The organism is Streptomyces sp. NPDC018263 (genome assembly GCF_055562575.1).
In genome coordinates this window covers 425279-438596 of the sequence record NZ_JBVHFA010000001.1, presented here as the reverse complement: position 1 = coordinate 438596, position 13318 = coordinate 425279, and the positions used below count along the sequence as shown (strand labels likewise).

Below are 13318 nucleotides of genomic sequence, written 5' to 3'. Positions count from 1 at the left end.
GCGCCCGGACCGGCGTGCGTTCAGGCGGCCCGCGGGCCCCGGAACGCACGCCGGTAGGCGTTCGGGGTGGTGCCGATCGCCCGGACGAACTGGTGGCGCAGCGCGGCCGCGTTGCCGAACCCGGCTCGCCAGGCGATCGAGTCCACCGTCTCGTCCGTCCCCTCCAGCAACCGCTGGGCCAGCAGCACCCGTTGGCGCAGAATCCAGCGGTACGGGGTGGTTCCGGTCTCCTGCTGGAAGCGGCGGGCGAAGGTGCGCGGCGACATGTGGGCGCGGGCGGCGAGCTGTTCGACGGTGACCTCCTCGTCGAGGTGCTCCTCCATCCACACCAGCACCTCGCCCACGGTGTCGCAGGGGCCCTTGGGCAGCGGGCGCTCGATGTACTGGGCCTGGCCGCCGTCCCGGTGCGGGGGCACCACCATCCGGCGGGCGATCTTGTTGGCGACCTCGGGGCCCTGCTCCTTGCGGACCAGGTGGAGGCAGGCGTCGATACCGGCCGCCGTACCGGCGGAGGTGATCACCGGGTCCTCGTCGATGTAGAGCACGTCCGGCTCGACCGTGACGTTCGGGTGGCGCCGGCTCAGCTCCTCGGCGTTGTGCCAGTGCACCGCGCACCGGCGGCCGTCCAGCAGTCCGGCCTCGGCCAGCACGAACACCCCCGTGCACACGCTGAGCACCCGCGCGCCGCGGGCCACGGCCCGGCGCAGGGCGTCCAGCAGGGCGGGGGGATAGTCGCGGGAGGTGTAGGACTCCCCGGCCGGGACGGCGATCAGGTCGGCCTCCTCCAGCCGCTCCAGACCGTGCGGGGTGGAGACGGTGAAGCCGCAGTGGGTGCGCAGGGTGGGGCCCTCCGCCGAGGCCACGGCGAAGTCGTACACCGGGAGGCCGTCCTCGCTGCGGTCGATGCCGAACACCTCGCACACCACCCCCAGCTCGAAGGGGTGCACCCCGTCCAGCAGGACCGCGACCACGTTCTTCAGCATGCTGCCAGTGTGCCTCGGCGCTGGCAGGAATTCGAGGGCCCACGGCAGTCCTGCCAGTGTTGGACAGGAGCGTTCAGCGCGAGGCTGATGACATGAACGGAAACCAGATCGAAGGTCTCATCGGAATGGCCGCCACTCTCGGCATCCTGGTCCTCCTGGTCCTGCCCTCGGTGATCGGCATCGTGCGCGACCGGCGCGTCGACCGACAGCTCGGGCAGGCCCAGAAGGACCGCGGACGTCAAGGCTCGGAGCGAGAGGAGGCTCAGAAGTCCTCGTCCAGGTCCACGGTGCCCTCCACCGCGACCTGGTACGCCGACGGGCGGCGCTCGAAGAAGTTCGTCAGCTCCTGAACACCCTGCAGCTCCATGAAGGAGAACGGGTTCTCCGAGCCGTACACCGGGGCGAAGCCCAGGCGCGTGAGGCGCTGGTCGGCGACGCACTCCAGGTACTGCCGCATCGACTCGGTGTTCATGCCGGGCAGGCCGTCACCGCACAGGTCGCGCGCGAACTGCAGCTCGGCCTCGACGGCCTCCCGGAGCATGTCCTTCACCTGCTGCTCAAGCTGCTCGTCGAACAGCTCCGGCTCCTCCTTGCGCACGGTGTCGACCACGTCGAAGGCGAACGACATGTGCATCGTCTCGTCGCGGAACACCCAGTTGGTGCCGGTGGCCAGGCCGTGCAGCAGGCCACGGCTGCGGAACCAGTAGACATACGCGAAGGCGCCGTAGAAGAACAGGCCCTCGATGCACGCGGCGAAGCAGATCAGGTTCAGCAGGAACTTGCGGCGGTCCGCCTTGGTCTCCAGCCGGTCCAGCTTGTCGACCGAGTCGATCCACTTGAAGCAGAACTCGGCCTTCTCGCGGATGGAGGGGATGTTCTCCACCGCGTCGAACGCGGCCGCGCGGTCCTCCGGGTCGGGCAGGTAGGTGTCGAGCAGCGTCAGATAGAACTGGACGTGCACGGCCTCCTCGAAGAGCTGCCGGCTCAGGTAGAGCCGCGCCTCGGGGGAGTTGATGTGCTTGTACAGCGTCAGCACCAGGTTGTTCGCCACGATCGAGTCACCCGTGGCGAAGAACGCCACCAGGCGGCCGATCAGGTGCTGCTCCTCGGGGGAGAGCTTCGCCAGGTCGGCGACGTCCGAGTGGAGGTCGACCTCCTCGACGGTCCAGGTGTTCTTGATCGCGTCCCGGTAGCGCTCGTAGAAGTCCGGGTAGCGCATCGGACGCAGCGTCAGCTCGAAGCCGGGGTCCAGAAGGTTCTTGTCGGTCATTACTGGCAGGCCTCGCAGGACTCGGGGTTTTCCAGGGAGCAGGCGACGGCGTCGGGGTCGGCCGCCTGCTGGACGGGGATGGTCTTGGTCTCCTGGGCGCGGCCCGCGGCACGGGCGATCCGGGTCGCCGGGCGCGAACGCAGGTAGTACGTGGTCTTCAGACCCGACTTCCAGGCGTAGGAGTACATCGAGGAGAGCTTGCCGATGGTCGGCGTCTCCAGGAACAGGTTCAGCGACTGCGCCTGGTCGAGGAACGGGGTACGGGCCGCGGCCATGTCGATCAGGCCACGCTGCGGGATCTCCCACGCCGTGCGGTACAGCTTGCGCACGTCCTCGGGAATCCAGGCGAAGCCCTGCACCGAGCCGTTGGCCTCGCGCAGCTCCTCACGGGTGCGGGCGTCCCACACGCCGAGGTTCTTCAGCTCCTGCACCAGGTACGCGTTGACCTGGAGGAACTCGCCCGACAGCGTCTCGCGCTTGAACAGGTTGGACACCTGCGGCTCGATGCACTCGTACACGCCCGCGATGGAGGCGATGGTGGCCGTCGGCGCGATGGCCAGCAGCAGCGAGTTGCGCATGCCGACCTCGGCGATCCGGGCGCGCAGCGCGGCCCAGCGCTCCGGCCAGGTCAGCTCGACACCGTAGTGGTCGGGGTGCAGCACGCCCCGGGCGGTACGGGTCTGCTCCCAGGCGGGGAGCGGGCCGTTGCGCTCGGCGAGGTCGGCGGACGCCTCGTAGGAGGCCAGCATGATGCGCTCGGCGATCCTCGTGGAGAGCGCCTTCGCCTCGGGGGAGTCGAAGGGGATGCGCAGCTTGAAGAAGACGTCCTGGAGGCCCATCGCGCCCAGGCCCACCGGGCGCCACTTGGCGTTGGAGCGGCCCGCCTGCTCGGTCGGGTAGAAGTTGATGTCCACGACCCGGTCGAGGAAGGTCACGGCGGTGCGGACGGTCTCGTCCAGCCGCTCCCAGTCGATGTCGCCGTCGGCCACGAAGGCGCCCAGGTTCACCGAGCCGAGGTTGCAGACCGCGGTCTCGCCGTCGTCGGTGACCTCAAGGATCTCCGTGCACAGGTTGGAGGAGTGGACCACGTTGCCCGGCAGCGCCGTCTGGTTGGCGGTGCGGTTGGCGGCGTCCTTGAAGGTCATCCAGCCGTTGCCGGTCTGCGCGAGGGTGCGCATCATGCGGCCGTACAGCTCGCGGGCCGGCATGGTCTTCTTCGCCAGGCCCGCCTCCTCGGCCTTGCGGTAGGCCGCGTCGAACTCCGGGCCCCACAGGTCGACCAGGTCGGGCACGTCCGCCGGGGAGAAGAGCGACCAGGGCTCGTCGGCGTTGACCCGGCGCATGAACTCGTCCGGAATCCAGTGCGCGAGGTTCAGGTTGTGCGTACGGCGCGCGTCCTCACCGGTGTTGTCGCGCAGCTCCAGGAACTCCTCGATGTCGGAGTGCCAGGTCTCCAGGTACACCGCCGCCGCGCCCTTGCGCCGCCCGCCCTGGTTCACCGCGGCCACCGAGGCGTCCAGCGTCTTCAGGAACGGCACGATGCCGTTGGAGTGGCCGTTGGTGCCCCGGATCAGCGAACCCCGGCTGCGGATGCGGGAGTACGACAGGCCGATGCCGCCGGCGTGCTTGGAGAGGCGGGCGACCTGGTGGTAGCGGTCGTAGATCGAGTCCAGCTCGTCCAGCGGGGAGTCCAGCAGGTAGCAGGACGACATCTGGGGGTGCCGCGTACCGGAGTTGAACAGGGTGGGGGAGGACGGCAGGTAGTCCAGGCGGCTCATCAGGCCGTACAGGGCGGCGACCTCGTCCACGGCGGGGGCGCTGTCGTTCTCCGCCAGGCCGCTCGCCACGCGCAGCATGAAGTGCTGGGGGGTCTCGATCACCTTGCGGGTGAGGGGGTGGCGCAGCAGGTAGCGGCTGTACAGGGTGCGCAGGCCGAAGTAGCCGAACCGGTCGTCGGCGCCGGTGTCGATCAGGGCGTCGAGACGGGCGGCGTGCAGCGTCACGAAGTCGGCGGTGCGGTCGGCGACCAGGCCCTCGCGGTGGCCCACGGTCACCGACTCGGTGAAGCGGGTCACGCCCTGCGAGGCGGCCTCGGCGCGGATGGAGAGCGTGAGGAGCCGGGCGGCCAGCCGGGAGTAGGCGGGGTCCTCCGAGATCAGACCGGCGGCGGCCTCGGTGGCCAGCTCGCGCAGCTCCGCCTCGTCGGCGCGCGCCGACCGGCCGCGCAGCGCGGCGGCCGCGACCCGGCCGGGGTCCGCGTCGGGGAGGTCGGCGGTCAGCTCGGTCAGGGTCCGCAGCAGCGCGGCGCCGGGGCCGTCGTTCTCCACAGGGGCCTCGGTCGCCGGGGTGGCTGAAGCCGGATCGGCAGGCGCGATGGTCACGTGGGGCTCTCCCTCGCTGGGCACGGGGGCCAGGCGGAGGGTATGAGGGGGCACGAGCGCACACGGCGTCGCGTCCACCGGCCCACTCCACGAGGCCCGGACGTCTTCGGGCACCCGGACCGGACGGCCGGGCGCGCGCTGTCGGCAGGTCCTCGGACTGACGCTGGCATGCACGAAGCACGCGAGTACACCGTTGCGGGACAGTTCCGGATTCGCACCGGATTCCCCTGCGACGACAGCGAGCACGAGCATACATCTAGTGCCGCCCTGTCACGTCACCCCCAGATGTTGTGTCTGTTGTGTGTCGCGGTGGCTTCAGAGGGTCAACTCGTAGGTGAGCAGGCCGAGGTCCAGGACGCCCGGCAGCGGGTTCCAGTCGCGGGCCGGGGTGCGGTGGAAACCGAGGCGTTCGTAGAGGCGGTGGGCGGCGTGCATCGCGGGCTGGGTGGACAGGACGAGGCTGTGGCAGCCCGCCAGGGTCCGTGCCCGGTCCGCACAGCTCCGTACGAGGGCCTCCCCGGCTCCCTGCCCCCGGCCGGCCCGCGCGACCGCGAGCATCCGGATCTCGGCCTCGCCGGGTTCCGCGATGTCGGCCAGGGGGCCGCCGGCGGGGACGAAGGTGACCCCGCCCAGCAGGACACTTCCGCGCACGGCGACCAGCACCTCCGCCCGCGCCGCCCGCCGGGCCACGTCCCGCAGCTCGCCCAGGTACGCGTCGCTCTCGCCGAAGTCCAGCAGGCCGTCCCCGAGATACGCCTGCGCGGTGATCTCACCCAGGGCGGTGTACTCGGCCCGGTAGGCGGGTCTGATGACGAGGTCCATGCCCGGCAGTGTGGACGACAACGCGACGGGCCGCCGTCGCTTTTCGCGTGACGGCGGCCCGTGGCCGGAGGGCGGGGACTGCTAGTGGCTGGTGCCCGCCGTCGCCGGGGGGAGTTCGACCTCCACGCCGGGGTCGCCCGCGTCGGCGGTGTAGTCGGCGGGGGAGGTCTCGTCGATGCCGTCGGGGGCCTTCAGAGCCCTGAGGGCGAAGGTGAGGATCACGGTGACGACGACGTTCAGGACGAAGGCCGTCAGGCCGATGTAGCCGATCTCACCGATGCCGGGGATCTCCTTGGCGGAGCCGCCGAAGTGCTTCTGGGTGGGGGAGGCGACCCCGTAGGCGGCGAGGGTGCCGTAGAGCATGCCGACCGCCCAGCCGGCCAGCAGGGCCCAGCGGTGGAACCAGCGGGTGAACAGGCCGCCGACCAGGGCCGGGAAGGTCTGGAGAATCCAGATGCCGCCCAGGAGCTGGAAGTTGATGGCCACGGTCTTGTCCATGGTGAGGACGAAGACCAGCGCGCCCACCTTCACCAGCAGCGAGACCAGCTTGGAGACCTTGGTCTCCTGCTCGGGCGTCGCGTCGGGCTTGATGAAGTCCTTGTAGATGTTGCGGGTGAACAGGTTCGCGGCCGCGATCGACATGATGGCCGCCGGGACGAGGGCGCCGATCCCGATCGCCGCGAAGGCCACGCCCGCGAACCAGTCCGGGAACATGTCCTCGAACAACTGCGGGATGGCGAGCTGCCCGTTGGTGACCTTCACCCCGGCCGCGATCGCCATGAAGCCCAGCAGGGCCAGCAGGCCGAGCATCAGGGAGTACAGCGGCAGGATCGTGGTGTTGCGCCGGATGACCTCGCGGCTCTTGGAGGAGAGCGTCGCGGTGATCGAGTGCGGGTACATGAAGAGGGCGAGCGCCGATCCCAGCGCCAGCGTGGCGTACGTCCACTGCCCGGCCGGGGCCGGGACGAGTCCGCCCGCGCCGGCGGCCGTGTACTTCTCGCCCGCCTTGGCGAAGATCTCGTCGAAGCCGCCCAGCTTGATCGGGATGTAGATGATCGCCACCGCGATGACGATGTAGATCAGCGTGTCCTTCACGAACGCGATCATCGCCGGGGCGCGCAGGCCGGAGGAGTACGTGTACGCCGCCAGCACGCCGAACGCGATCAGCAGCGGCAGGTCCTTCACGAACCAGTTGGTGTCCTCACCGCCGCCCACGCCCATCACGTCCAGCACCGCCTGGATGCCGACCAGTTGGAGCGCGATGTACGGCATGGTCGCCAGGATGCCGGTGACTGCCACCGCCAGCGAGAGCCCCTTGGACCCGAACCGTCCGCGCACGAAGTCGGAGGTGGTGACGTACCCGTGCCGGTGCGAGACCGACCACAGCCGGGGCAGGAAGGTGAAGATCAGCGGGTACACCAGGATCGTGTACGGCACCGCGAAGAACCCGGCCGCGCCGGCCGCGTAGATCGCCGCCGGCACCGCGACGAAGGTGTACGCCGTGTACAGGTCGCCGCCGAGCAGGAACCAGGTGATCCAGGTGCCGAACGACCGGCCGCCCAGGCCCCATTCGTCCAGCGAGTGCTCGTTCTCGGCCTTGCGCCAGCGCGAGGCGAGGAAGCCCAGGACCGTGACCGCGAGGAAGAAGAAGACGAAGACGCCGAGCGCCACGCCGTTGACGCCGTCCTTCACTGGGAGACACCCCCGCTCCGGGTCTTGCGGGAGCGCTGGTCGCGCTGCCAGAGCTGGTACGCGGTCATGGTGAGCGAGGTGGAGACCAGCACCCACAGCATCTGGTACCAGTAGAAGAACGGGATGCCGATGAACGTCGGGTCCACCTTGGAGAACGACCCCACCCACAGCATCGCCACGAACGGCGCCACGAGGCACAGCCCGATGACCACCCGGACCGGTGTCACCACCGGTTGCCTCACTTCAGAATCTTCGGGCATGCCTCGGCTCCGTCCCCTCGTTGATCACTGCGTAATGCGCACGCAATCTAGGTGACGGCACGGCGGAGCGGAAGCCCTCGTCCGGGTATCGATATGGCTATGTGAGCTGGTGAGGCGGTGGAAGCGGAACCGCTCAGTCCTGCGGACGCCTCAGGCGGGCCACGAACTTGTACCGGTCGCCCCGGTACACCGAGCGCACCCACTCCACCGGGCGGCCCTCGCGGTCCACCGAGTGCCGGGACAGCAGCAGCATCGGCAGGCCCACGTCGGTGCCGAGCAGGCTCGCCTCGCGCGGGGTGGCCAGCGAGGTCTCGATGGTCTCCTCGGCCTCGGCCAGGTGGACGTCGTAGACCTCGGCGAGCGCGGTGTACAGCGAGGTGTACTTCACCAGCGAACGGCGCAGCGCGGGAAAGCGCTTGGCCGAGAGGTGGGTGGTCTCTATGGCCATCGGCTCGGCGTTGGCCATGCGCAGCCGCTCGATGCGCAGCACCCGGCCCCCGGCGCTTATGTCCAGCAGCCCCGCCAGCCGGTCGTCGGCCGTGATGTAGCCGATGTCCAGCAGTTGCGAGGTGGGTTCGAGCCCCTGGGCCCGCATGTCCTCGGTGTAGGAGGTGAGTTGGAGCGCCTGGGCGACCTTGGGCTTGGCGACGAAGGTGCCCTTGCCCTGGATGCGCTCCAGCCGTCCCTCGACCACCAGCTCCTGGAGGGCCTGGCGGACGGTGGTGCGGGAGGTGTCGAACTCGGCGGCCAGCGTGCGCTCGGGCGGTACCGGCGTGCCCGGCGGAAGCGTCTCCGTCATCTCCTGGAGATGCTTCTTCAGACGGTAGTACTTCGGCACGCGCGCGGTACGGACGGTCGCGCCGGCCTCGTTCTCCGCCCTGCTGACGTCGGTGCTCATGGCTGCCTTCCCGGCTCCGGATCATCCGTGATCTCCCTGTATACCGCCGCACCCCCGGTTGGTCTAGTCCACCCCGGTGGAGCGGGCCAGTGGTCCACCGGAACTGGTCCGTCCGATCTGTCGGTTGCGCAATGAAAGTTCCCTGCATATCTCGGTCGCGTCACGGACGCCCTAAGCCCACCTGAACACCCTTGACAGCCCTTTTGGTCTGGGCCAAGCTCCCCCTGCTGGTCTACACCATTGGTCCAGTCCCGGCTCCGAGGGCGGTACGACGCGCGAGTGTGACACCGCGGGGAGGCAGGGGGGTTGTGGGCATCCCTGAGGAGGATGGCGTGAAGCGCAGACTGATAGCCGCGATCGGCGTCGCGGGCATGATCGTCTCCATCGCCGCGTGCGGCAGCGACGACGGCAAGGGGGGCGACAGTGACACGCTGACCGTCTGGCTCACCGTCGACGCGCAGAACAACTGGCCGAACCTGGTCGAGGCCGCCGACGCCGCCGTAGTGAAGAAGCACCCGGGCCTGAAGATCAAGCACGAGTACTACGGCTGGCCGGACAAGAACACCAAGCTGGACGCCGTCCTCGCCACCGACAAGGCCCCCGACGTGGTCGAGATGGGCAACACCGAGATGCTCGGCTACATGGTCAAGGGCGCCTTCGCCCCCCTGGAGCCCGGCAAGTTCGAGAACTCGGCCGCCTGGCTCGACGGCCTGAAGGCCTCGGTCACCTACGACGGCAAGACCTACGGCGTGCCGTACTACGCCGGTGGCCGCGTCGCCAACTGGCGCAAGGACGTGGCCGCTTCGGTCGGCGTCAAGACCCCGCCGAAGACCTACGCCGAGCTGACCTCCGTGCTGGACAAGATCCAGAAGAAGGAGGGGAACAAGTTCAACGCCTGGTACCAGCCCACCCGTGACTGGTACGCCGGCATGTCCTTCGTCTACGACGCGGGCGGCGCCATCGCCAAGGAGCAGGGCGGCCAGTGGAAGGCGACCCTCTCCTCCCCGGAGTCGGTCAAGGGCCTCACCGCGTACAAGCAGGTGCTCGACAAGTACATGCACGGGGACAAGACCAAGGACGAGTCCGACCGTTACCTCGTCTACGGCCAGGGCAAGTCGGCCATGATCTTCGCCGCGGCCTGGGAGGGCGCGACCTCCGCCGACCCGAAGAACGACAAGACCGGCAAGCTCAAGGACAACCTCGAGAACTTCGTGATGCCGGGTCCGTCCGGCAAGAACATGCCGGTGTTCCTGGGCGGTTCGGACCTCGCCGTGCCGGTGAAGTCGCACAACCAGGAGATCGCCGCCGAGTGGATCAACGCCTTCACCGGTCCCTCGGGCCAGAAGGGTCTGATCGCCAAGGGCAACCTGCCCAACAACAAGACCGACCTCGCCACCCTGAAGAACGACCCGGCGACCGCCGTGCCGGCCACCGCGGCCGAGTCCAACTGGTTCGTGCCGATGGCGCCGGGCTGGGGCCAGGTCGAGAAGGCGCAGGTCCTCCAGACCATGCTCCAGCAGATCGGCACCGGCAAGAAGTCGGTCCAGGACGCCGCCAAGGAGGCGGACGCCGCGATCGACAAGGTCATCAACACCAAGTGACCCCGGTGCGCCGCGCGGGCTTCGGGCCCGCGCGGCGCCCGCCGTACCGCTCGCACAGGTTTTACGGGATCGCCGAGGAGCGCGATGAGTGCCGCAGACACGACCACGCCTGCAAAGGTGCCGCCGCAGCGGCAGGCGCCCCCGCCCCAGCCGCCGCCCCGGCCCCGCCGCCCGGCCTCCGCCAAGGGCGGCGCTGCCACTCCCTGGCTGCTCCTCGCGCCCTGTCTGCTGATCCTCGCCGGGGTCATGGGCTACCCCCTGGTCCGGCTGGTCACCCTGTCGTTCCAGAAGTTCGGCCAGTCCCAGCTCTGGGGCTTCCAGGAGCCCGAGTCCGCCGGCTTCGCCAACTTCTCCAAGGTGCTGAGCGACGGCGACTTCTGGCAGGTCGTGCTGCGCACCATCGGCTTCACCGTCGGCGCCGTCGTCTTCACGATGGTCCTCGGCATGCTGATCGCCCTGCTGCTCCAGCGGGTCTCCGGCTGGGTGAAGACGCTCGTCAACATCGCGCTGGTGGCGAGCTGGGGCATGCCCGTCATCGTCGCCACCACCGTCTTCAAGTGGCTCTTCGACGCCGACTACGGCATCCTCAACGCCCTCGTCAGCAAGCTGCCGGGCGTCGACCTGATCGGCCACAACTGGTTCGCCAGCGGTCCCGAGGGCCTGGCGGTGATCATGCTGCTGGTGGTCTGGGGCGCGGTGCCCTTCGTGGTCATCACCCTCAGCGCGGGACTCACCCAGGTCCCCGCCGAGCTGGAGGAGGCCGCCCGGCTGGACGGCGCGGGCTCCTGGGGCGTCTTCCGGTACGTCACCCTGCCGGTGCTCAAGCCGGTGATCGTCATGCTGACGACCCTCTCGGTCATCTGGGACATGGGTGTCTTCCCCCAGGTCTTCGTGATGCGCAACGGCCACCCCGAGGCCCAGTTCCAGCTCCTGACCACCTACTCCTACGACCGCGCCTTCGTGGTCAACGACTACGCCCAGGGCTCCGCCATCGCCCTCATCACCGTGGTGCTGCTGCTCGGCGTCGTCGCCGTCTACATGCGCCAGATGCTCAAGATCGGAGAGGTCGAGTGACCAGCACGGCTTCGCCCGCCCGCCGGACCTCCAAGGCCGGCTGGAACATCCTCGGCCTCCTCGTCTTCGCCACCGCGGGCTTCCCCGTCTACTGGATGCTCGACACCGCGGTCAAGCCGGCCAAGGACGCCATCGACCCCGACCCGAGCCTGCTGCCCACCGGGTTCACCCTGGACAACTTCAGCCGGGCCTTCGACATCGCCGACTTCTGGGGACCGGTCGGCCGCAGCCTGGTCGTCTCGCTGTCCGTGGTCCTCATCGGCGTCGTCGTCGGCATGCTCGCCGCGCTCGCCATCTCCCGGTTCGCCTTCCGGGGCCGCAAGATCGTGATCGTCGGCATCCTCGCGGTGCAGATGGTGCCGCTCGTCGCCATGATCATCCCGGTCTTCCTGCTGCTGAACGACCTGCATCAGTACGACAAGCTCACCGGCCTGATCATCACCTATCTGACCTTCATCCTGCCGTTCACGGTGTGGACCCTGCGCGGCTTCATCGTCAACATCCCGCGCGAGCTGGAGGAGGCGGCCATGGTCGACGGCTGCTCCCGCACCGGCGCCTTCGTCCGCGTGGTCTTCCCGCTGCTCGCCCCCGGCATGGTCGCCACCTCCGTCTACGGCTTCATCCAGGCGTGGAACGAGTACCTCTACGCCCTGATGCTGCTCAGCCAGGAGAACCAGACGGCCACCGTCTGGCTCGGCAACTTCACCACCCAGCACGGCACCGAGTACGCCCCGATGATGGCCGGCGCCACCATGATGGCGGTGCCGATCGTCGTGCTGTTCCTCCTCGTCCAGCGCAAGATGGCCGCGGGGCTGACCGCGGGCGCCGTGAAGGGATAACGCCACCCGATGACCACAATCGCCCGCGGTACGGACACCCTGACGCGTGACGCGCTCACCGTCCTCCAGCCCGGTTTCACCGGCACCACCGCCCCCGACTGGCTGCTGCGCCGGCTCGGCGAGGGCCTCGCCTCGGTCGGCCTGTTCGGCCGCAACATCGTCTCGCCCGGGCAACTGGCGGCGCTCACCGCCCAGTTGCGCGCCGAGCGCCCCGACGTGCTGGTGGCCATCGACGAGGAGGGCGGGGACGTCACCCGCCTGGAGGCCCGTACCGGCTCCTCCTTCCCCGGCAACCACGCCCTCGGCGCGGTGGACGACGTGGAGCTGACCCACGCGGTCGCCCGGGAACTCGGCCGCCGGCTCGCCGCCTGCGGGGTGCACCTCAACTGGGCGCCCTCGGCCGACGTCAACTCCAACCCCGACAACCCGGTCATCGGCGTCCGCTCCTTCGGCGCCGACACCGACCTGGTCGCCCGGCACACCGCCGCCTATGTCACCGGCCTCCAGTCCGCCGGGGTCGCGGCCTGCACCAAGCACTTCCCGGGCCACGGGGACACCGCGGTCGACTCCCACCACGCGCTGCCCCGCATCGACGTGGCCGCCGAGGTGCTCCAGGACCGCGAACTCGCGCCCTTCCGGGCCGCGCTCGCGGCGGGCACCCGCGCGGTGATGAGCGCCCACATCCTGGTCCCCGCGCTGGACCCGGAACGCCCCGCGACCCTCTCCCGGCCGGTCCTCACCGACCTGCTGCGCGGCGAACTCGGCTACCAGGGACTGATCGTCACCGACGGCATGGAGATGCGCGCCGTCTCCGGCACCTACGGCATCGAGCACGGCAGCGTCCTCGCCGTCGCGGCCGGCGCCGACGCGATCTGCGTGGGCGGCGGCCTCGCCGACGACGAGACGGTACGACGGCTGCGCGACGCCCTGGTGGCCGCCGTGCGCTCCGGTGAACTCCCCGAGGAGCGCCTCGCGGACGCGGCCCGCCGGATGCGCGAACTGGCCGCCTGGACGGCGAACGGCACCACCAAGGACACCGCCCCCGACCCCGAGGCCGGGCTGCGCGCCGCCCGCCGGGCCCTGACGGTGACCGGCGGCGAGTCCTTCACCCCGCTCACCGATGCGCCCTACGTCGCCGCCTTCACCCCGGTCGCCAACATCGCGGTGGGCAGCGAGACCCCCTGGGGCGTCGCCGCCGAGCTGTCCGAGCTGCTGCCGGGCACACTGACGGGAAGCTTCACCGGCGACTCGGCCGGCTCCGACGCCCTCGCGGCGGCGGGGGAGCGCCGGCTGGTCGCGGTGGTCCGGGACGAACACCGGCACCCCTGGATGGCCAAGGCCCTCACCACGCTCCTGACCGCCCGCCCGGACACCGTGGTCGTCGAGATGGGCGTCCCCCAGTCCCCGCCCCGCGGGCACCTCCACCTCGCCACCCATGGCGCGGCCCGGGTCTGCGGCCGTGCGGCGGCGGAGGTCGTCGCGGGGGTGTGAGCCCGCC

The 13318-nt window shown here is 69.9% G+C and carries 12 protein-coding genes and 1 riboswitch; of the genes, 5 read left to right on the top strand and 7 right to left on the bottom strand.

Annotated features, from left to right (window positions below; genetic code table 11):
• Positions 1–20 precede the first annotated feature (20 nt).
• On the bottom strand, positions 21–983 hold the full coding sequence (locus ACZ3HQ_RS01985) for a GlxA family transcriptional regulator (protein WP_467507158.1): 963 nt from the start codon (positions 981–983) through the stop codon (positions 21–23).
• Positions 984–1075: 92 nt separating this feature from the next.
• On the opposite strand from ACZ3HQ_RS01985, the gene ACZ3HQ_RS01980 reads away from it, so the two are divergent.
• Positions 1076–1333 carry a hypothetical protein gene (locus ACZ3HQ_RS01980; protein WP_467507156.1) on the top strand — a complete coding sequence of 86 codons (258 nt, stop codon included), beginning with the start codon at positions 1076–1078 and terminating at the stop codon, positions 1331–1333.
• Here ACZ3HQ_RS01980 and ACZ3HQ_RS01975 read toward each other — a convergent pair.
• From ACZ3HQ_RS01975 to ACZ3HQ_RS01950, 6 genes are all read right to left on the bottom strand, one after another.
• The gene (locus tag ACZ3HQ_RS01975; protein WP_467507155.1) at positions 1246–2253 is read right to left on the bottom strand and encodes a ribonucleotide-diphosphate reductase subunit beta; all 1008 of its coding nucleotides are present in this window, start codon (positions 2251–2253) and stop codon (positions 1246–1248) included. The genes ACZ3HQ_RS01980 and ACZ3HQ_RS01975 overlap by 88 nt on opposite strands.
• Positions 2253–4634 (bottom strand): ribonucleoside-diphosphate reductase subunit alpha, encoded by a 2382-nt coding sequence (locus ACZ3HQ_RS01970; RefSeq protein WP_467507153.1) that lies wholly within the window; start codon positions 4632–4634, stop codon positions 2253–2255. Before ACZ3HQ_RS01970 ends, ACZ3HQ_RS01975 begins: the two co-directional genes overlap by 1 nt.
• 126 nt (positions 4635–4760) lie before the next feature.
• Positions 4761–4886, bottom strand: a riboswitch (cobalamin riboswitch).
• A gap of 63 nt (positions 4887–4949) precedes the next feature.
• Positions 4950–5456: a GNAT family N-acetyltransferase gene (locus ACZ3HQ_RS01965; protein WP_467507152.1), complete on the bottom strand. Its 507-nt coding sequence runs from the start codon at positions 5454–5456 to the stop codon at positions 4950–4952.
• Between the two features lie 81 nt (positions 5457–5537).
• The gene (gene mctP / locus ACZ3HQ_RS01960; protein WP_467507150.1) at positions 5538–7148 is read right to left on the bottom strand and encodes a monocarboxylate uptake permease MctP; all 1611 of its coding nucleotides are present in this window, start codon (positions 7146–7148) and stop codon (positions 5538–5540) included.
• A complete protein-coding gene (locus ACZ3HQ_RS01955; protein ID WP_467507148.1) occupies positions 7145–7408 on the bottom strand; it encodes a DUF3311 domain-containing protein in 264 nt (87 codons plus the stop codon). Before ACZ3HQ_RS01955 ends, mctP begins: the two co-directional genes overlap by 4 nt.
• Positions 7409–7541: 133 nt before the next feature.
• The gene (locus ACZ3HQ_RS01950) at positions 7542–8306 is read right to left on the bottom strand and encodes a GntR family transcriptional regulator (protein ID WP_030807463.1); all 765 of its coding nucleotides are present in this window, start codon (positions 8304–8306) and stop codon (positions 7542–7544) included.
• A 332-nt stretch (positions 8307–8638) separates the two neighbouring features.
• On the opposite strand from ACZ3HQ_RS01950, the gene ACZ3HQ_RS01945 reads away from it, so the two are divergent.
• The 4 genes from ACZ3HQ_RS01945 (at position 8639) to ACZ3HQ_RS01930 (ending at position 13311) form a co-directional block, all read left to right on the top strand.
• A complete protein-coding gene (locus ACZ3HQ_RS01945) occupies positions 8639–9907 on the top strand; it encodes an extracellular solute-binding protein (RefSeq protein WP_467507146.1) in 1269 nt (422 codons plus the stop codon).
• An 84-nt stretch (positions 9908–9991) separates the two neighbouring features.
• A complete protein-coding gene (locus ACZ3HQ_RS01940) occupies positions 9992–10981 on the top strand; it encodes a carbohydrate ABC transporter permease (RefSeq protein WP_467507144.1) in 990 nt (329 codons plus the stop codon).
• Positions 10978–11820 (top strand): carbohydrate ABC transporter permease, encoded by an 843-nt coding sequence (locus ACZ3HQ_RS01935; RefSeq protein ID WP_467507143.1) that lies wholly within the window; start codon positions 10978–10980, stop codon positions 11818–11820. The genes ACZ3HQ_RS01940 and ACZ3HQ_RS01935 overlap by 4 nt, the downstream gene beginning before the upstream one ends.
• 9 nt (positions 11821–11829) lie before the next feature.
• Positions 11830–13311 carry a glycoside hydrolase family 3 protein gene (locus ACZ3HQ_RS01930; RefSeq protein ID WP_467507141.1) on the top strand — a complete coding sequence of 494 codons (1482 nt, stop codon included), beginning with the start codon at positions 11830–11832 and terminating at the stop codon, positions 13309–13311.
• Positions 13312–13318 lie beyond the last annotated feature (7 nt).